The sequence below is a fragment of the Draconibacterium sediminis genome, from assembly GCF_000949475.1.
GTDB lineage: Bacteria > Bacteroidota > Bacteroidia > Bacteroidales > Prolixibacteraceae > Draconibacterium > Draconibacterium sediminis.
In genome coordinates this window covers 127280-147316 of record NZ_JRHC01000003.1, presented here as the reverse complement: position 1 = coordinate 147316, position 20037 = coordinate 127280, and the positions used below count along the sequence as shown (strand labels likewise).

Genomic DNA, 20037 nt, shown 5'->3' with positions numbered 1-20037 from the left:
TCTACAGGTATGGAACAATTCTTAACGTTTTTCTTTGAATACAAAGAAGCCATTTTCATCATTGCTCTATCCATATTTGTGGGTATTGAAGTGATTTCAAATGTGCCGGCCGTATTGCACACTCCGCTTATGTCGGGGGCAAATGCAATTAGCGGTGTAATTATTATTGGTGGTATCATCCTGGTTGGGCATGCCGACCTTTCAAAATTCTCACTCGACCTCGTACTGGGTATTTTAGCCCTGATATTTGGAACCTTAAATGTGGTGGGTGGTTTTGCCGTTACCGACAGGATGCTTGAAATGTTTAAAAAGAAAAAAAAGTAGGCAGTTATGGATAAAGTATTAGGAACACTAAACGGAATAGAATTTACGGTTGGCGATACTTTGCTCGAACTGAGCTACCTGATTGCCGCACTTTTATTTGTATTTGGTCTGAAACTGCTTTCGCACCCCGAAACGGCCCGCCGAGGTAACCTTTGGGCTGCAGGAGGTATGGGACTGGCCATGATAACAACCTTACTTTTGCACAAAAACAGTGCTGGCGAAGGAATTTCGATAACCAACATTTGGATCATTTTATGCGCCATTGGCGTTGGTGCTGCCATTGGCTGGATGGTTGCCCGAAAGGTAAAGATGACCGCGATGCCACAATTGGTATCGTTGTACAACGCAACCGGTGGTGGTGCTTCAATGTTGGTGGCATTGCTGGAATATCCGGCTGCTATGGCCGGCGATATACAATCAATTTTGGTAACCGTGCTTGGATTAATTATCGGTGCAGTTGCTTTTAGTGGTAGTTTAATCGCATTCGGGAAACTTGATGGCCGCGTGGGCGATATCATGAAACCATTTATGACCTACATAAACCTGGTTTTAATGGTATCAACCCTAGCCTTGGCTGTTTTCATTGTAATCTCACCAAATCCACCGTCAGAAATGATGTGGGCCATTTACGGGCTTACCGCTCTATCACTGATTTATGGTGTGATGTTCGTTATGCCAATCGGTGGTGCTGATATGCCTGTGGTAATTTCGCTGTTAAACTCGTTTACAGGTATTGCCGCCGCTATGGCCGGTTTTATCTATAACAACCAGGCAATGATTTTGGGTGGTATCCTCGTAGGTGCTGCCGGAATGATTCTGACCTTGCTGATGTGTAAGGCAATGAATCGCTCGCTAATCAATGTAATTATTGGTGCTTTTGGTGGCGGTGGTGCTGCCTTGGATCGGGAACAGGGAAACATAAAGGAAATTACTTTGAGCGATGCTGCAGTTCTTTTAAGTTACTCGCAAAAAGTGGTTGTTATTCCTGGTTACGGACTGGCTGTAGCACAAGCTCAACACATTGCCCACGAACTGGATTCACTGCTGGAAAGTAAAGGCGTGGATGTAAAATATGCTATTCACCCGGTGGCAGGACGTATGCCGGGACACATGAATGTTCTGTTGGCAGAGGCTGATGTGCCGTACGAGCAGTTGGTAGAAATGGACAACATTAACCCGGATATGCCTAACGTTGATGTGGCAATTGTGATTGGTGCCAATGATGTGGTAAACCCTGCGGCTTACGACGATCCGAGCAGCCCGATTTACGGAATGCCGATCATCGATGCACATCTGGCTAAAAATATCATTATCATGAAACGTGGTATGGGGAAAGGTTATGCCGGTATCGAGAACTTCCTGTTCTTTAACGACAAAACACGTATGTTGTTTGGCGATGCCAAGAAATCGATTACCAGCCTGGTAAGCGAGATTAAGAGCATGTAAACACAAAATGCTTTAAGCTTTGAACAAAATAGAAAATGCCACTTCGAAATCGAAGTGGCATTTTTTTGCGCCTGAAACTTGTTCCTTGCCCGGCAGTCTTAAATCAATTAAATATTAAACCGTTAATCTGAAACCAAATAAGAGTTAGTTCTTCTAACTGAAATCCTATTTTCGCAGGCTTAAAAATTTCAATTATTTAAATATTTAAGAATGAGTACTCAAAAAATTGGAAATCCGGCAGTTGTTGGTCTGGCCGGTTTCGGATTAACTACCCTTTTACTGCAAATTCACAACATCGGTTTATTGGGCATTGGTCCTGTACTGGCTATGGGTTTGGTTTTTGGCGGTCTGGCACAAATGATTGCCGGATTTATGGAGCAAAAAGTTGGTAATAATTTCGGATTCAGTGCCTTTGTTGCTTACGGTTCGTTTTGGATTGGCCTGGGAATTATATGGTTACTGAACCATTTTAACGTTTACAACGCCTCGCATACCGATGTGGGCTGGTTTTTGGTAGCCTGGGCGCTGTACACTTGTATTATGCTTGCAGCATCGTTTTATGTGCACAAAGCAATGACCATTACATTTATTTTACTCGAACTGGGTTTTATTCTATTGATTATCGGTCATTTTGGATACCCAAAAATGAATGTAGTTGCCGGCTACGAGCTTATTTTATGTGCTTTGTCGGCCTGGTATATGATGGCTGCCATTATCATCAACGACCTGGCAGGAAAAACAGTACTTCCATTTGGTGCTGCATGGGCTAAAAAAGCAAACTAAAATCTAAGTGATAAGATATTTAAAGGGTCAGACTGAACGGTTTTGACCCTTTTTTGTGCTTCACAACTACCTCTTTACTACTAATCAGCATGAAAAAATTGTTTAAAATCTCTATTAATTAGCGAATTAGCACCCTTAAGCTTTTATTTATTCAACACTTTTGATACATTTGTTGTGCAAACCATTTATCAAAAGGACGTACACATGCTTGAAGAACAAACCTTAACAAGCTATGCTCCGGCAATGCGTTATACAAACGGGCAGCTTGAGAGCCAATTCAAAACAATCCTTGAAAATAAACAACTGGTGAATTTTGTGGAGTCGATCTCACAAATGGTGATTATTTTAAACAAACACCGCCAGGTAGTTTATGCCAACAATAGTTACAAGGATTTTTGTAAACAGCTTAATCATGATCCACTTATTGGGAAACGCCCGGGAGAAACTTTCAATTGTGCCAATGCATTCAATTCGTTAACAGGATGTGGAACTACCGATGCCTGCAAATCATGCGGAGCAGTAAATGCAATTTTGGAGTCGCAAAAAGGAAAACGTTCAACAAAAGAATGTCAGATACTCACCATTCATAACGATGCTTTGGATCTGGAGGTAACAGCAAATCCTTTAGATCTCGACGGAGAAAAATTAACAATATTCTCGGTTAACGATATAAGCGCCGATAAAAGAAGAAAATCGCTGGAACGGGTATTTATCCACGATTTGTTAAACAGCGCAGGAGCCATTTCCGGCCTATCTTCTATTCTTAAAGAAATTGATGATCCTGAACAATTAAAAGACATTGCCCAAACAATTGAAGACGCTTCGCAAAACCTTATTGAGGAAATACAGGCGCAACGCGAATTAAGCGCAGCAGAAAGAGGTGAACTTCAATTGCAGCTCAGAGAAGTGAGCAGTAACACCCTTCTTACTGATTTGCAAAAAACCTATGCAAAACATGAATTGAATAACGGTAAACCTATTCAACTCAGCATGGATTCAACCGAGTGCACACTTACAACCGATCTTGTATTGGTACGGCGTATTCTTGGAAATATGATCAAGAATGCCATTGAAATGAATGTACCGCACGATACCATAACGCTGTGCTGCAAAGAAAATGAAAACAGCATCGAACTTTCTGTACACAATAACAGTGTTGTCCCCAACAAAGTAAAAGATCAACTATTCAAACGTTTTTTCTCTACCAAAGGACAAGGCCGCGGATTGGGCACTTACAGCATGAAACTTTTGGGCGAAAAATACCTGAATGGCAAAGTTGGTTTTACCAGCTGCGAAGAAAGTGGAACAACATTTTATATTCAACTTCCTAAATAGTTACTCACAAAGACTTTTTATAACACTTGAGCTTTATATCTTTGGTTGTTTTATTACGAAATGACCAAAGAAAAGCTCTTTTTAAAAATTATGGCGCTGATCGATGAACGGATTGAATCGGCACAAATGGCTATTGCCTTGGCTAAAGAATCGCGCGACAGCGAAACAAAAAGCAGCGTGGGCGACAAATACGAAACCGGTCGCACTTTAATGCAGCAGGAAGTAGAGAAAAACCGTGTTCAACTGCACAAAACCGAAAGGCTTAAAGCTGAACTGGAAAATATCGATCTGAAAAAAAAGTTCGACAAAGTGGAATTTGGCAGCCTGGTTTCAGATGGCAAAAACCTGTATTTTATAGCTACAGCCCTTGGTAAAATTGAAGTGGATGGCAAAAACTGTTTTTGCATATCACTGGCCTCGCCAATTGGTAAAGCGCTGCAAAACAAAAGCGTTGGCGATAAGGTGAGTTTTATGGGGAGAACCATTGAGATTATGGCTATCGATTAAAGCAAATCATAAGCTGAACTTCGTCAACCTTTCAAAATTTCATCTAACTTTAGGCATACAAAATCATAAAAACACCTTGCCATGCAAACTAATACACCTCACCATTTTAAAACGATTACATTTCTGTTTCTGCTGCTTATTTTAAGTTCATTATCGATAAATGCACAGGAATACGCCGTTGGTGCCGACCTGTCGTTTTTAAAACAAGCCGAAGACAATGGTTTTAAGTTTAAGGAAAACGGTGAAGCAAAAAAAGGTATTGAGATATTCAAAAACCACGGGTACAACTGGATACGTCTGAGGCTGTTTCACACACCCACCCGACTTCCTAATAACCTGGAATACACCATTGCTACTGCGCAAATGGCGAAAGAGCATGGCTTCAAATTTCTGCTCGATTACCATTATTCCGATACCTGGGCCGATCCCGCAAAACAGTTTATCCCAAAAGCATGGGAAGGACTTTCGCACGAAACTTTGGTTGACTCGGTTTACGAATACACCCGTCAAACCATGATCGCCTTTCGCAAAGCCGGTGTTTTCCCCGAAATGGTGCAGGTGGGAAACGAAATAAGCAATGGCATGTTATGGCCCGACGGCAAACTGCCCGACAACTGGGATAACCTGGCAGAATTGATTCAAGCCGGAATTAATGGGGTTTATGCCAGTTGCGGCAACAATCCCTGCCCGCAAATCATGATCCACATCGACAAAGGCGGCGATAAGGAATTCACTAAATACTGGTTCGATAAGCTCCTTTCGTACGGAGTGGATTTTGATGTTATGGGACAATCGTATTACCCCTGGTGGCACGGCTCAATTCTCGATTTGCGCGAAACACTGAACTTTATGGCCCGTGCCTATCAAAAAGAAATAATTGTGGTGGAAGCCGCCTACAATTTTGCACCGGCCGAATACATTGATAAACCGGCACCTTTTGCCGAGTCGCCCGAGGGACAGCGCCAGTTTTTGGAGGAAGTGAACCGTGTGGTATTAAATGTGCCAAATGGTTTGGGAGTTGGTGTTTTCTGGTGGGAACCTGCCGTGGAAAACAAAGGTTTTGGCTACCGCACTTTTTTCGATGCCGAAGGAAATGTACAACCTGTAATTGAAGTATTCGACCGATTCACAAGACACTAAAATGAATATGCTAAGAAAAGAACACGAATTGCCACAGGCGCTTGTTGAGTGGGGCTGGAAATACCATCATTTAGGTATTCCTACCAACGAAAAAATGCCCGGAGAGAAATACCTGCCTCAGTTTAAGTTTTTCCATTCAGGTTTCCCTACAAGCCCTTTTGGTGTTGAATGGATGCGTTTTGAGAAAGACAGTCCTATTCATCCGCTTATTCAAAAAGTACCTCATCTGGCTTTTGAGGTCGAGAACCTTGACTGTGAGCTGACCACCCGAAACTTAAAGGTAATTACCCCTCCAAATCCCCCTATGGAAGGAATTCGCGTGGCTATGATTGAACACAACGGAGCACCAGTTGAATTAATTGAATTTGAGAAGAAATAAGATGACATACATTACCGACAAAGTTTTTAAAAACATAGATTACTCCGATAAAGGATTGGAACAGGCCGATTACGAAAGCTGTAATTTTATCAATTGTATTTTTTCATCTGCCGACCTTAGCAGTTACAGCTTTGAAGACTGCAGTTTTGAGAACTGCGATTTCAGCAACACAAAAATTACCAATACCGCCTTTAAAAATGTGAGCTTTAAAAACTGCAAACTCATCGGGTTACAATTCGACGAGTGCAACCCATTTCTACTCGAATTTAGTTTTAACGGATGTATGCTTAATTATGCATCGTTTTACCAGTTAAAAATAAAAGGCACCCGCTTTAACCGCTGCACTATGCACGAGGTTGATTTTAGCGAATCCGATCTCTCCAAAGCCATCTTCTCGGAATGCGACCTGGCCGGAGCAGTTTTTAGCCGTACCAATCTGCAAAAAGCCGATCTGCGCAACTCCATCAACCTGGATCTCAATCCGGAACAAAACCAACTGGCCGGAGCTCATTTTTCGCTCGACATGCTTCCCGGATTGCTCGGTAAGTATAACATTAAGGTGGATTAAATATTTTTTGTTGTTTTGCAGTATGGAACTTTTACTTTGGTTTGACTACATCGGGACATTTGTTTTTGCCATAAGCGGCACGCTGACAGCTGCCGACAAGCGCCTCGACTTTTTTGGGGCTACCGTAATTGGTTTTGTTACTGCTATTGGCGGTGGTACCATGCGCGACATTGTGCTGGGCGATACGCCGGTGGCGTGGATGCAAAACAACAACTATTTCTGGATGATTATTGCTGCGGTTGTGGTAACCATTATTTTCCGCAGGCAGGTAATGAAACTCAAACGTACCCTTTTTCTTTTCGATACCATAGGAATTGCCACATTTACCCTGCTGGGATTAAAAAAGGCTTTGCTTTTTAATATTGATCCGTCGATGGCCGTGCTGATGGGCCTGTCGTCAGCGGTTGTAGGAGGCGTTATTCGTGATATCCTTTGTAACGAAGTACCTCTGATCTTTCACCGCGAGATTTATGCCACCGCCTGTATTGCCGGAGCACTGGTGTACCTCTTGCTGAGCCGACTGGGCGTTTCAGAAGTAATCTGCGAAACAGCAACCGTATCTTCCATTATTGCCATCCGTATCCTGGCCATTCGTTTTAACATTGCCCTGCCCCGGCTGACGCATAAGGATTGAGGGACTGAGGGACTAAGTAGTGAATGAGTTATTGAGTGAATGAGGAGGAATTTTGTGGTTAAACGCTCTGATTGCCTGAATGCCTGAATGCCTGAATGCTTTAATGCACAAATGCTTTAATCCAGAGGATGTATTCCTGGAATTGCCAAACTGATAAATTGTTAAATTCTACTCGCAACTCGTATCTAGTGGCTAGAAGCTACTTTTGCCTTTTGCCTTTTGCCTTTAAACTTCTTTCTTTTACATGCCTCCCTACCACTCCACCAGCGACAAACCAAAACCAACAACTGTTTGCCGGTGGTTATAATCGATCATGCTTTCGCCATAACCCGAAAACACCTGCGCATGGAATTTCAGATTATCAATAATTTTTATGGAATAAGCCAGCCGGATGCTACCTCGGTTATTTTCGCCAAAACGTAAACTGTGACGGGCGGTGCAATTAACGGCATGAATTCCTTTTCCCCACGTAAACAGCAGCTCGCTGCGCCCCAGGTAATTTTCAATTCCGGGATTATCATCATCTTCATCCGATTCGGGCAAACGCCACCAGGGTTTAAACACTATCGATGTATTTTTCCCCTCCAGCGCCACCTGCGCAACAATGCGGTTCCAGCTGCGTGACAGCGGATTTGCACGCCCGTTGCTCTGATGATTTAAGCCCAATCCCAGAAAAACAACATCCATTCCAAAAAGCCGGTAATGAACTGGAAGAATAAACATAGCTTCAGGTTCGTAATTTGTTTCCCGGAAAGGGCGCGACAAATCGGTGTTAAACACCTGCCAGAACGATGCCTGCGTGTATGCCACCCAAATATCGCCACCAACTTTATCGCCAAATACATCATTAAACACTTTTGTTTTCAGGCTTAACTGAAACATCTGCTCCGTTTTATTCAGCGGAATGGGCTCATCGATATTCCGGGCGGGATTTGTGCTGTGAGGCAAACGATTTACATTGTTCGACACTTTGGCCACCAATACATAAACCGGTTTATAGGTGCGTATTACAAACAAATCTTTATCATCGTTTTCATTATCTCCAAGGTCCCAGTGATCGGCCAGGGTGTTCTCCGCCTGCCCAAAAAGTTCCTGCGCAAAAGAGGTGTAGCCCGCAAGCACCAGACCTAATAGCAGCATCGTGATTTTTATTCTCATTATTTGGTGTTTACTCTACGAAGATAGGCAATAACAGCATGCTTTACCTCATGCGATGGCAGTTTGGCTAACATCTTTTAACAGCTGGAGGGGAATGAGGGACTGAAAGGTTGAGGGATTGAAGGATTGAAGGATTATTAAGTGAATGAGTTATTGAGTTAATGAGTTAATGCTCTAATGCTTTAATCCAAAGGCTGTATTGCTGGAATTGCAAAACTGATAAATTGTAAAATTGTACTCGTGGCTCGCAGCTAGAAACTTGAAGCTTGTAGCTTTTAACTTCTTCCCTCCTTTTCCCTTGAAAATGCATGAATACTTTAATGCGAAAATGCTTTAATCCAAAGGCTGTGTTGCCAGATATTGCAAAACTGATAAATTGTAAAATTGTACTCGAAACTCGTAGCTCGTGGCTAGAAGCTAGAAGCTTGTAACTTCTTCCCTCCTTTCTCCTTGAAATCTTTTTCCTTGTTATCTTTTATTTTATGTAAACCTTTGCTACTTTAGGGCTTCCTTACCCGGTCACAGAGAGAAGATTCGTTGCGTTGGACAGGCCCCGGAAGAAAATTGTAATAGCCATTGGTATACGTTTATCCGTCAGCTGACGGATTTATAAACGATTACAAATGGATATATCATTAAGGGTAAACACCTTATAAGAAATTAATGCGATAAGCGATATAAGAGTAATACTCTTACACATACGTTACAATCCATTTTAAACGAAAACCTATGAGAGTTCAACTAACATTAATACTTCTTATTCTTTTAGTCGTTTCATGCAGTAATGATGAGAAACGAGAATGTAATTTAACAGGGACTTTGAAAAATGCACCTGACAAGACCACGCTGTTCCTTGTTGATATGGAAAGCAGAATTCTTGTAGATTCCATTCAAGTTGTAAATGGAGAATTTAACTACTCTCTTCCACTTTCTCATCCTCAATATTTTCTATTGCATAATCAACGAAATAAGCAACCTTTCAGAGACATGAAGTATGTTTGGCTTGAACCGGGGCAAATTATAATCAACGGAGACTTTGAATTCTTAAAAAATTCAACCATCGTAGGGTCAACATCACAAAATGAATTTGAGGCTTACAGTAAGTTGGTTGATAATGCAACAAAAGAAATCAACAAAATGCAGGAGGAGCTTTATTTTAAGTCACCTGAAGACCAGAAAGCAGATTCACTGCTAATTGAAGAATTGAAAAGTAACCTGAGCGATGGCATTGTTGGATTCATCTCAAATCACTCAGATTCTTACGTGGCATTAAACATCCTTCATTCTGAAAGTTACCTTGCCTTTAGACACTTAAAAAAAGACCAAATTAAATATGCTTTTAATAGCTTGTTCAGCGAGTTAAGAGAATCTGAAAAGGGAATTGAAATCGAAAAATATATTGAATTACCGGAACCGCCAAAGGTTGGAGATTTGGCTCCTGAGATTATGCAAGTTACTCCCACTGGAGATACAATAAAACTTTCCGACTACAGGGGTAAATATGTACTGATTGATTTTTGGTCATCATCTTGTGGTCCGTGCAGGGCAGATTTTAAATGGCTTAAAAAGATTTATAGCAAGTATAAACCCAAAGGATTGGAAATCGTGGGTATTTCAGCAGACCATGATAAAAATAGCTGGACAAATGCAATTAGGCAAGATTCAATTTCTTGGATTAATGTATCTGATTTAAAGGGATGGAAAAATGAAGCCTTTTTACGATATGATGTAAAATTCATTCCACAGAATTATCTTGTAAATCCTGACGGAAAAATTATAAAATATAGACTGTGTAGTGAATCTTACGCGGACTATGAATTAGGACAAATATTTGAAAATTAAAAAACGGTTTGTAACAAGGTACATATTGCAGGTCGGGTTTGGTGGTACGCCAACTACGGATTGGCTTTAGGCCGATTTCCGCTTCGCTCCAATTCTCGTTTCGCAGTTCCGTGTCCGCCAGCTGGCGGACAGAGACGCTCTCCGAAATCCGCCCCGACAACATGTACCAACCGTAACACATTTGAGAAAACGAACCTTAATATGAGAATCTACTTTTTAACAATTTTGAGTTTAGTTTTATTTGTTTCTTGTAATACTGACCCGAATAAACAAGTTGACGAAGGAAAAGTAATAGAAAACAAATATTACAGTAAAGAAATTGGTTGGTCAATAGAGATCCCTAAAGGTTGGAACGTAACTAACCGTAACGTAACTCAAGAAAGAGAAGACAAAGGACTTAAAGCAGTCAACGAAGCGAATGGAATTAACTATGATATTAGTGGTTTAAAACAACTTATAAGTTTCCAAAAAGACAGATTCCATATTTTTTCAGCAACTTCAGAAAAATGTGAGATTGAATACGAGGGAGAATATGAAGAAAATAAGATATTGGTGAAACAATTGCTCTATAATACTTATGCAAATAATGGGATTAAATTTGATACAATTTCCTCAACAGAAATAATTGACAATTTAGAGTTTGACTTATTTCATATAACGATATATGACCCAAAAGGAAATGTCATTCTTTATCAGGACTTTTATTCAAGATTCATAAACGGACTTGATTTTGGAGTAAACCTAAATTACATTGATGAAAAAGAGAAAAATGAATTAATGAAGGTTTGGAAAAACTCCAAATTTGATTAATAACAACCTCATACTAAAACCGTTAACGGCAATTTTAAAAAACCAGACTATGAAAAAAACCTTATTACTGATTATCATTACACTTTATACGATCCCTTATTCATATTGTAATGAAACAGAAATAGTTATTAATAAAATATTACATGATTTAGAATTAACCATTAAGAACTCTCAGACGAAAAATGAGTATGTTCAAAACTGTTATGATTTAGCGATAAAGTGTATCAAAAATGGCGAGGTAACAATGGCTTATGACTCTACATTAAGCAAAAGTTTATATGGTTGTTGTGCTATTGGAACTTCAGAAGACCTTTCCAAAGTACAGTTAAAGTTTGGTAATTTTGTAATAGACACATACAAAAAGCACCCGACCATTGTCCAGGCGATATTAATTCACGAATTTCAGCACATCTATGACTTAAAAACAAAACCAGAATTGTTTAAAATCAGCTTTTCTAATCAAGTTGAAAAACTGTACTTTGACATAGATGCCTTGGTTGTTGAGACAATGTTTATCAATGATTATCTAAAGCCAAACAATGAGCTATCACCATTTGAGAAATATCTGTGCTCTGACTTGAAAAACAATATGGTAAGCGTGTCAACCTTATTCGAAAATGCTGACATAAATTTGGTTCATCAAATGGATGCACTAGATAATTCAGACCAAAACTTAGATAAGACAATAGATGAATTAGTGAATATTGGAAAAAATTTGTTGATTGAATATGACCCTAATAATTCTGATAACAATTGGGCAAAATACTGCAATTTCACTACTTTGAATACCTTCAATAGATATTACAAACAAGCACTGTACGATATTGTAAACTCAAAATCAAAAAAACCAATACAACCAAATGAGTTTAATGTAGAAGATTTCCCAAAGGTAGTTGAAGTAGTAGAGTCCATTAAAACTCATTTAGAGACAAACATTGGAATATTACAGTTTAAAAATAAGATTGTTGAGAATTTTGAAAATTACTACCACTAACCACCGCTACCGCGCCCCCGATGCTTCGGGGCATCGCGTGGTTTTTATAAAACGAAAGTCAAACATGTATAACCCGAATATCCATAACAGAAGAAGCATCAGGCTAAAAAACTACGATTATTCAGCTGCAGGATTATACTTTATTACCCTCTGCACAATAAACCGCGAACCTATTTTTGGCCAGATAATAAATGGCGAAATGGTTTACAATGCCTTTGGCACCATTGCTAACAACGAATGGATAAAAACACCCGGGATTCGGAAAAATATTTCCCTCTGCGAATTTATTCTAATGCCCAACCATTTTCACGCCATAATCAGCATCGATTATAAAATTACTGAACAGGGAAACGATCATATCGGGAAATTTCAATCACCATCGCAAACCATCGGCGCAATAATAAGAGGCTATAAAGGCGCTACCACCAAACGGATTAATCAATTAATCCGAGAGGCCAGGGAAGAGAAAGGAAGCGAAAGAACGGACGCAGCTGATACGGGCGAAAGAACGGGCGCCACAGATACGGGCGAAGCTACGGGCGTATTGCAATACGCCCCAAACGAGAACGCCCCATCAGACGCCCTATCGGAAGCCCCAAACGAGATCGCCCCAAGCGGAGCCGGCTCTATCTGGCAACGCAATTATTACGAAAGCATCATTCGATCGGAAAGGGCCTATCGAAATATTTCGAATTATATTATCAATAATCCCAAAAACTGGAATAAAGACACATTGAAATAATCTCCGGAAAGCACGGGCGTATTGCAATACGCCCTGACAAATTCCCGAAGGATATCTCCATAAAAATTATAAAAGAAAATTGGTTGCGTATTCCCAATCCGTTGAAATTTACTACATTCGCTGGTGCCGATTTGTAATCCGTGCCACCAAATAACTACCAATAAACAAATAATGGAAAACCAAAACTATCCCGGAGTTTTTGTAAGAGTAAAAGCAGTAATAACCGATTCGGTAATCCTTCTGATTTTTATGCTGGGTATTGTTGCTTTGTTCGATCGGTTCGAAAACGTTCCCGATATTGCACGTATAGCCGCTTTTGTATTTATCTTCCTGCTTTACGATCCGCTTTTTACCAGCATCTTTGGCGGAACAATCGGGCACTTTTTGTTGGGTATCCGGGTAAAACCGGCCAATAATCCGCACAAGAATATTCTTTTCCCGCTGGCTGTATTCCGCTATATTATTAAAGCTTTGCTGGGCTGGCTTTCGCTAATTACCGTAGGCGGTAACAAAACGGGTAAAGCCATCCACGATATGGCCGTGCAGTCGATTGTTGTTTTTAAAAATCAAACCGAAACGCTATAAGATGAAACTAACACTTACATCAATTTTAATTTTCTTTTTTACAGTTTCTTTTGCTCAAAAAAGTGCATTGGAAGAAGCCAGTGAATTAATTGAAGCCAAAAAGTATGAATCGGCATACAATGTACTTAACAGGGCCGATGCCCGAAATGAAAATCCCGATATTACGATTGCAAAAACAGACCTGCTATTAAACTACTTTGTTACCAGCATTATGCATCAGCTTTTTGCAATAAAAGATCTGGAGCCAAATGAAGATATACTTGATGTGCGCGGCAGTGCAGGGGATTTTACCATGTTTACATTTCCGGCCGATACCATATTATTAAAACTGATTGATAAATACCCCGACAATTATGAGTTGAAAAAAGAACTTGGATTTTACTATCACGAGGCTCATTTAAAATATCAGGGTAACTGGTTGATACCGGATTCAGATGTGATAAATAAGTTTAAATCGCTTTACCTGGATGCTTACGAAAATGGCGTTTTTGATTATTGGTCGACCTACGGAATTGGGTATGCTTATCTGATGAATCAGGATTTCAAAGCATCGATTCCCTATTTTAAAAAATCGGTTGAATTAAAACAGGAATACCCGTCGAGCCATTATAACCTCGCTTATGCCTATTTATACACCGACCAAAGAGAAAAAGCCATAGAAAGTGCACAAAATGCCATGAAACTGTATGAATTTGCTGAATATAAAGCGGATGCGGCCAGAATGATTGCTGTGATTTATCAGGAACTTGAGGAGAATGAAAAGGCTATTGACTTTTATAAACAGGCAGACAAAATACAGGCTAATGATTATTATACATTAAAACCTCTGTTGGAGATGGAGCTTGCGCTAAACAAAACCTCCTATACAGAAAGAACAAAACAGTTCTTTTTGATAGATCCGGGCAACCCAACAATTTATAAGGATTTGATGAGCATATATTGGAGTAATGAGAAAGTTGATGAACTTATGGAATTTCTGACTACGCAACATGATGAATTTGCTACTGATGATAAGGTGAACGGAAATTTATATTTCTATTCGGCGGTTATTCAGTTCGACAAAGAGGAGTATTCCAAATCGAAACAAAATTTTGAAAAAGCGCGGGAAATATTTGCTAAAGTTTTTGAAAAGAATCATGGCGTTTTTGAAGCAATAGATTCTTATGTAAAAGAAATGAATTAAGGAAAAACGACCTCTGCCGGCACGGATTCTTAATCGTTGCTTGTAATCTAAACATCGACACATTATGAAACTCCGAATAAAATCAACTAAGACTACCATCCTGATCTTAGGGATTTATCAAATCGTTGGCGCCCTTTTGGGATTCTATATTATTGCCTCAATTCTCCTTAAAACAGGCGAAATAAATGGTGCATTGCTATTAATTTACCTGGTAGCTGTCGGACTTTATAGTTTATCCTTTAAAGCCGGCAGCCTGCTTATTCGAAAACAACACAAAAGAGGCTTATTACTCTCGATGCTCAATCAGACGATCCAAATATTTGCCGTTGGGGTTGGAGCATATACTTATAATTTTATTTCCGGTGGCAGACTGGGTGGAGGGGTTGAATTTACGAATGGATTTGAAATGAATATGGACGTTGCCCTAACATCACGTTTTAGTTTTGCATGGAATTCCGGCGAGGAATACTATCTGTATATCAACCTGCTGGCTGTTTTCCTGATTTATGTTTGTATTGACATTTATGAGGAACTTTTCAAAAAAGATAAAGCAGTTTCGATAACTGAAATTGAACCGCGATCAGAAATACATGCATGATTCAACTTGTAACACTTTTTAGTTCAAACATTCCGGTGGACTGCCACATTTTAAAAGGCCGGCTTGAAACCGAAGGGATCGATTGTTTTGTTTTTGATGAAAATATTGTTTGGGTGCATCCGTTTCGGGCAGTTGCCGTTGGAGGTGTGAAGTTAAAAGTACCATCGCACCAGCTTGAGCCGGCTACTGCAATACTCGCTCACCTAAACGAAGGCTGTTTGTTCGATAAAAAGGGGGAATACAAAATCAGTGATATCCTTAATTCGGAATATGAACGACAGCGGGAGGTGTTACGAATTAAATCGGTAATCCGCAGCAATCCGGTTTTGCTGAATACACCTGCCGAAATAGAATCCTCGCTTTTAAACACTGCTGAAGTGGCCGAAATTGTTGAAGCAGAAAAGGAATTTCAATTACTGGCAAGCAAAACACTGCATTTTAACTGGAATGATTTTTTTTATGAACTGTTTGATTTCGACAGAGATGTTTTTAAGTATTTACGAATCCGACCCGTTGAATACTACCTGGATAAAGAGCTGGTAGATCGTTATAATTCTCATCATGATAACGAAAATGAGATTATTTGCCCGAACTGTAAATCGGATAACACCAAATACGGATTTGCGATCGACTATAAATGGGATGTGTTGTACCTGGTTTTGTCGCTGGTAGTCAGTACTCCCTTTCCGTTAATCCGTAAAAAATGGCACTGTTTTAATTGCGGTCACAATTTTTAATAGAAATCGTTTCCGCTATAAAGGACGGTGCAAAAATCCGCTACCGCGTGAATCATTGCACGAGGGAATAGATTGCTTCTCTGCCAGCTGGCGGCTAATGGCTCGCAACTTAATCCCTTAATCAATAATCCTTTATCTTTAATCGTTTCTCCTGTCGTTCCACCCCACAATCACAATTTCAGGTGATATAGCCTCCATTCATCACTACTAATAGTAGTTACCAACATCTAAAATCACCACTTTTTGGGATTTCACACCTCAGGTCTTCAAGCTAGTTTTGCAATGTGAATATTTAACAACTTTATCCATAGATCATGAAGAAACTATTACTATCATTTTTAATTGTAAGCGCGGGACTTTTTTCTTTCGCACAAAACGAGGAAATCAATCCCAACCAATACACCAACTCAGCCGATAATCTTTTAATTCAAGACAGCAAACTGCTGATTGGCGGTTACGGCGAAGTACATTACAACCAGCCATTATCGGGCGACACTTATAACAACGGCAAACTGGATGTACACCGTGTGGTGATGTTGCTGGGTTATAACTTCAACGAAAAAACACAGTTTATTACCGAAATTGAATACGAGCACGTTAAAGAGGTTTATGTAGAACAGGCTTTTTTGCAGTACAAACTAAACAACGCCATTAATTTCAGAGGTGGATTGATGTTGGTACCCATGGGAATTATTAACGAATACCACGAGCCTACAACCTTTAACGGTGTTGAACGCCCGCTGGTTGACAATACCATTACGCCAACTACATGGCGCGAAATTGGTTTTGGTATCAGCGGAACAATTTTACCTGCATCGTTAAAATACCAGGCTTACGTAATGAACGGTTTTAACGGTTACGATGGTTCGGCAAAACTAAGTGGTGCCAAAGGAATGCGCAGCGGCCGCCAAAAAGGAGCTGAATCGTATATGAGCGCACCCAATTTTGCAGGAAAAGTCGAATATTTCGGAATAAGAGGATTAAACCTGGGTGTATCTACTTACCTCGGAAAAACACAAAGCAAGTTGTACAACGGTATCGACAAAAATGATGACGCCGCTGTTGCCATGGCTGATTCGTCGGTAGTAGGCATTTCAATGCTCGGACTGGATGCACGTTATTCGGTAAAAGGACTTCAGTTGCGCGGTCAGTTGTACTATGCAAGCCTGTCAAACACCGATGAGTATAATGCATTTACAGCAAAAGACGGAAGCATGAACGATGTTGGAAGTGCTATGATCGGGTATTACGCCGAGGCAGCATACAACGTTTTCCGCACAGTCGACACTGAGTTGCAACTGACACCATTTGTACGTTACGAGTTTTTAAATACACACAGTTCGGTAGAAAACAATATTGCTAAAAACGCGTCGTACGAAAAAACAGCAATTACCACAGGACTTACGCTGGCATTAACAAAAGGAGCGGTTGTTAAAACCGATATCCAGTTTGTTAAAAATGCCGCCACCGATACTTACGCAAAAACGTTTAGCGCCGGAATTGGTGTAATGTTTTAAACTACAGAAAGATGAAATTAAAATCAGGAATAATATTAATTGCTACTTTATTTAGTGCCTGTTTGGCCTTTGCCCAAAGCGAAGTGGATTTTCAGCCAAAAGCATTGGAAAAGACCCTTCAAAAATCGGGTATCGAAACACTGTCGGGGGTTCAGGAAATGAAAATTACCGACCCAACCTGCGACGAAATAAATGGCAAATACTTCCTGGTTACCGAAAATAATGAAAATGCTTACCGATACATTTACATCGGGCGGGTGAACAGCTGCCGCGCCGGAGGATGTTCGGTAGTGCACGAATCGTTGACAACACTCGATTCGGAATATTTTGATTATTACATTTTATTCGACGAGAACAAAACTGTGCAGGCAGTAAAAGTATACAACTACCAGGCCACGCACGGCCACGAAATTACAGCCAAAGGCTGGTTAAAACAGTTCATCGGTTTTAATGGCTCGGGTTCGTTAAAAGTGGACAAAAACATTGATGCTATTTCAGGTGCCACCATCTCGGTATATGCCATCACCGCTGATGTGGAAAACAAAACGGCACTGCTGAAAAATCTTCAGCTATAGTACGCAAAAGTTATACATTACATACGTTTTAAGTCCCGGTTGACATTGCTTGTCGATCGGGACTTTTTTTTTGAGTAGGCATACATTCAGGCTAAGTACTTAGATTGCTTCTCCGTCAGCTGTCAAATCGCAATGACATTCTTTTTAGGTATAGATCTGCAGCGGACAATGACCTGTTTTGTCCCCGCACAATTCTCTTCTGTCCGCTGCCCTGAACCTGGATATACCGTGTCATTGCGAGCGAAGTGAAGCAATCTACCCCTGCTACACCACTCCGTCAGCGAAAGCAGATTAATCATCCAACTTAATAGCTTACATTGCTGAACCCCCTCCTGTCAGTAGGGGAAATCCGTGAAGTTATGTTCTGTTACATTAAAAATAAAAGGAATTTGTATCGCAAGTTTAGAATCAGGCTTGTGTCTAATTCTGAAAACATTGATTTTTATTCAACAAAAATTGCAATTTATGAATCTACTTAACAGGCGATCAGTGAAAATGATCGGCTACATTTTCCTTTCTTTATTTTCCTTTTCGTGTGCCAAAATTCCGGTATATCAAAGCCAAAATCTTTCCGGCCAACCAACTCCTGAATTTTCAGCGATTCCAACTACTCATTTTGATAAAAAAAACAATATCCGGTATGGAGTGGCGGTGAATGACACGAACTTCTTTTTTACAGCTACTTTGAGCGACCGTACAATTTACCCAAGGATTATGCGCAGCGGACTAAATCTTTATTTTGATCCTCAAGGCAAAAAAAGCAAAAAGTATGCACTTAAAATTGAACGTTCTCCCGATCAGTTGAACCGGCAAAATTTGCAGGGCCGACCAATGCAAGAGCCGGGGATGAACGGAAATATAGCCGCAGCCATAAACAGTACCCTAAAAAAAGTAACATGGGATGCCAATGGTGAAGAATTTACCTTTTATCGTAGTCCCCACTTGTATGCTATTGAAGTTAATTTTACCACTAACCAATACAACGAACTTGTTTTAGAATTGCAGATGCCGCTAAAAGAAATTCCGCTTGCCGGAGATCATACTTTTTCTGCAGGACTGGAAACGGGAAGTTCAAGTCCATCCATGAATGGAAGCGGTTCCATGTCAGGTAATTCCGGTTCCGGACGAGGCAGAGGCTCAGGAGGGGGAATGGGAAGAATGCCCGGCGGCGGCGGCGGTGGCCGCGGTGGGCAGATGAAAGGCATGCAGCAACACCCAGCCGGCACCAGCTCATCCTCGGCGGTTTCTTCGTGGTTTAAGGTTGCTTTATAGATGATAGAACAGATTGCTTCTCCGTCAGCGAAACCCTATTAATCATCCAACTTAATAGCTCAAGTCGCTGACATCCCTCCTGGCAGAAGGGGAAATTTTCAAGTAAAAGATTTGGTAACAAAAAAGGCACGGAAAACTCCGTGCCTTATAGCTATAGTGTAATTTGAATCTACTTTTTTACAGAATGCAGCCCGCACTCTTTTCCTGAGCCCTGCTCCCACCACCAGCGTCCGGCACGGAAATCTTCGCCCGGCTGAATGGCACGTGTACATGGCTGGCATCCGATACTCACAAAACCTTTGTCGTGCAGCACATTGTAAGGTACGTTGTATTTTTTCACCCAGTCGATGGTTTCTTCCAGGCTCCATTCCATTAGCGGATTGAATTTTACAATGTCGTTTCCTGCATCGTACTCAAAAAATTTCATGTCGCTGCGGTTATCCGACTGTGAAGCACGTAATCCGGTAATCCAAATCTCGTTCCCTTTCAGGGCACGTTTTAAAGGAATTACCTTGCGGATGAAACAACACTCTTTGCGGTTTTCCAGCGACTCGTAAAAGCTAAAAGGCCCTTTTTCGTCGAGCAGTTTCTCCACTTCTTCGGTTGGCGGGAAATAGGCTTTAATCGGCTTGTTGTATTTTTCAAGCGTACTGCGGTACACTTTAGACGTTTCCGGAAACAAGCGGCCGGTATCCAAAGTAACTACTTTTATGGGCAGGTCGTTCTTAAAAATGATATCTGTAATCACCTGGTCTTCGTAACCAAAACTGGTGGTAAAAACCACTTTATCAGGATGCTGTTCAACCAGGAATTGTAATTTCTCTACAATCGTTTTTTCTTCCAGTTGGGAGTTATACTTGTTTGTTAGTTCTTGCATTTTCATGTAATTATATTTTAACACAAAGTTT

22 protein-coding genes are annotated in these 20037 nt (G+C 40.5%); 20 read left to right on the top strand and 2 right to left on the bottom strand.

What is annotated here, in order from left to right; genetic code table 11:
• The first annotated feature begins 9 nt into the window (after positions 1–9).
• The 9 genes from LH29_RS13110 to LH29_RS13070 all read left to right on the top strand — a co-directional run bounded on the left by LH29_RS13110 (position 10) and on the right by LH29_RS13070 (position 7116).
• Complete coding sequence (locus LH29_RS13110; RefSeq protein ID WP_045030539.1) at positions 10–324, top strand: NAD(P) transhydrogenase subunit alpha; 315 nt, start codon at positions 10–12, stop codon at positions 322–324.
• Positions 325–330: 6 nt separating this feature from the next.
• On the top strand, positions 331–1770 hold the full coding sequence (locus LH29_RS13105) for an NAD(P)(+) transhydrogenase (Re/Si-specific) subunit beta (protein ID WP_045030538.1): 1440 nt from the start codon (positions 331–333) through the stop codon (positions 1768–1770).
• Between the two features lie 210 nt (positions 1771–1980).
• On the top strand, positions 1981–2553 hold the full coding sequence (locus LH29_RS13100) for an acetate uptake transporter (protein WP_045030536.1): 573 nt from the start codon (positions 1981–1983) through the stop codon (positions 2551–2553).
• Positions 2554–2757: 204 nt separating this feature from the next.
• Positions 2758–3888 carry a sensor histidine kinase gene (locus LH29_RS13095; RefSeq protein ID WP_045030534.1) on the top strand — a complete coding sequence of 377 codons (1131 nt, stop codon included), beginning with the start codon at positions 2758–2760 and terminating at the stop codon, positions 3886–3888.
• A gap of 60 nt (positions 3889–3948) precedes the next feature.
• A complete protein-coding gene (locus LH29_RS13090) occupies positions 3949–4395 on the top strand; it encodes a GreA/GreB family elongation factor (protein ID WP_045031022.1) in 447 nt (148 codons plus the stop codon).
• Between the two features lie 81 nt (positions 4396–4476).
• Positions 4477–5535, top strand: a complete 1059-nt coding sequence (locus LH29_RS13085) for a glycoside hydrolase family 53 protein (protein ID WP_052670914.1) — start codon at positions 4477–4479, stop codon at positions 5533–5535.
• Position 5536: 1 nt separating this feature from the next.
• Positions 5537–5914 carry a VOC family protein gene (locus tag LH29_RS13080; protein ID WP_052670911.1) on the top strand — a complete coding sequence of 126 codons (378 nt, stop codon included), beginning with the start codon at positions 5537–5539 and terminating at the stop codon, positions 5912–5914.
• 1 nt (position 5915) lies between these two features.
• A complete protein-coding gene (locus tag LH29_RS13075) occupies positions 5916–6482 on the top strand; it encodes a pentapeptide repeat-containing protein (RefSeq protein WP_045030532.1) in 567 nt (188 codons plus the stop codon).
• A 22-nt stretch (positions 6483–6504) separates the two neighbouring features.
• Positions 6505–7116 (top strand): trimeric intracellular cation channel family protein, encoded by a 612-nt coding sequence (locus LH29_RS13070; RefSeq protein ID WP_045030530.1) that lies wholly within the window; start codon positions 6505–6507, stop codon positions 7114–7116.
• A 252-nt stretch (positions 7117–7368) separates the two neighbouring features.
• Here the strand turns inward: LH29_RS13070 and LH29_RS13065 are convergent, their stop codons facing one another.
• The gene (locus LH29_RS13065) at positions 7369–8274 is read right to left on the bottom strand and encodes a phospholipase A (RefSeq protein WP_052670909.1); all 906 of its coding nucleotides are present in this window, start codon (positions 8272–8274) and stop codon (positions 7369–7371) included.
• Between the two features lie 729 nt (positions 8275–9003).
• Here LH29_RS13065 and LH29_RS23860 point away from each other — a divergent pair.
• The 11 genes from LH29_RS23860 (at position 9004) to LH29_RS23850 (ending at position 19129) form a co-directional block, all read left to right on the top strand.
• On the top strand, positions 9004–10116 hold the full coding sequence (locus LH29_RS23860; protein WP_082063689.1) for a TlpA disulfide reductase family protein: 1113 nt from the start codon (positions 9004–9006) through the stop codon (positions 10114–10116).
• Between the two features lie 201 nt (positions 10117–10317).
• Entirely contained in the window at positions 10318–10926 is a 609-nt protein-coding gene (locus LH29_RS13055) for a hypothetical protein (protein ID WP_045030527.1), read from the top strand.
• A gap of 49 nt (positions 10927–10975) precedes the next feature.
• Positions 10976–11920: a hypothetical protein gene (locus LH29_RS13050; protein ID WP_045030526.1), complete on the top strand. Its 945-nt coding sequence runs from the start codon at positions 10976–10978 to the stop codon at positions 11918–11920.
• Positions 11892–12662 (top strand): transposase, encoded by a 771-nt coding sequence (locus LH29_RS13045; protein WP_198152445.1) that lies wholly within the window; start codon positions 11892–11894, stop codon positions 12660–12662. The genes LH29_RS13050 and LH29_RS13045 overlap by 29 nt, the downstream gene beginning before the upstream one ends.
• 171 nt (positions 12663–12833) lie before the next feature.
• Positions 12834–13247: an RDD family protein gene (locus tag LH29_RS13040; protein WP_045030524.1), complete on the top strand. Its 414-nt coding sequence runs from the start codon at positions 12834–12836 to the stop codon at positions 13245–13247.
• A gap of 1 nt (position 13248) precedes the next feature.
• Positions 13249–14430, top strand: a complete 1182-nt coding sequence (locus tag LH29_RS13035) for a tetratricopeptide repeat protein (protein ID WP_045030522.1) — start codon at positions 13249–13251, stop codon at positions 14428–14430.
• Positions 14431–14494: 64 nt separating this feature from the next.
• Positions 14495–15028, top strand: a complete 534-nt coding sequence (locus LH29_RS13030) for a hypothetical protein (protein ID WP_045030519.1) — start codon at positions 14495–14497, stop codon at positions 15026–15028.
• On the top strand, positions 15025–15765 hold the full coding sequence (locus tag LH29_RS23855) for a putative signal transducing protein (RefSeq protein ID WP_052670904.1): 741 nt from the start codon (positions 15025–15027) through the stop codon (positions 15763–15765). Before LH29_RS13030 ends, LH29_RS23855 begins: the two co-directional genes overlap by 4 nt.
• A 314-nt stretch (positions 15766–16079) precedes the next feature.
• The gene (locus LH29_RS13020) at positions 16080–17282 is read left to right on the top strand and encodes a hypothetical protein (RefSeq protein ID WP_045030517.1); all 1203 of its coding nucleotides are present in this window, start codon (positions 16080–16082) and stop codon (positions 17280–17282) included.
• Positions 17283–17293: 11 nt separating this feature from the next.
• Positions 17294–17857 (top strand): FMN-binding protein, encoded by a 564-nt coding sequence (locus tag LH29_RS13015; RefSeq protein WP_045030514.1) that lies wholly within the window; start codon positions 17294–17296, stop codon positions 17855–17857.
• Between the two features lie 465 nt (positions 17858–18322).
• The gene (locus LH29_RS23850) at positions 18323–19129 is read left to right on the top strand and encodes a hypothetical protein (RefSeq protein ID WP_157493688.1); all 807 of its coding nucleotides are present in this window, start codon (positions 18323–18325) and stop codon (positions 19127–19129) included.
• A 169-nt stretch (positions 19130–19298) separates the two neighbouring features.
• Here LH29_RS23850 and LH29_RS13005 read toward each other — a convergent pair whose 3' ends face one another.
• Entirely contained in the window at positions 19299–20006 is a 708-nt protein-coding gene (locus LH29_RS13005; protein WP_232302842.1) for a phosphoadenylyl-sulfate reductase, read from the bottom strand.
• Between the last annotated feature and the right edge of the window lie 31 nt (positions 20007–20037).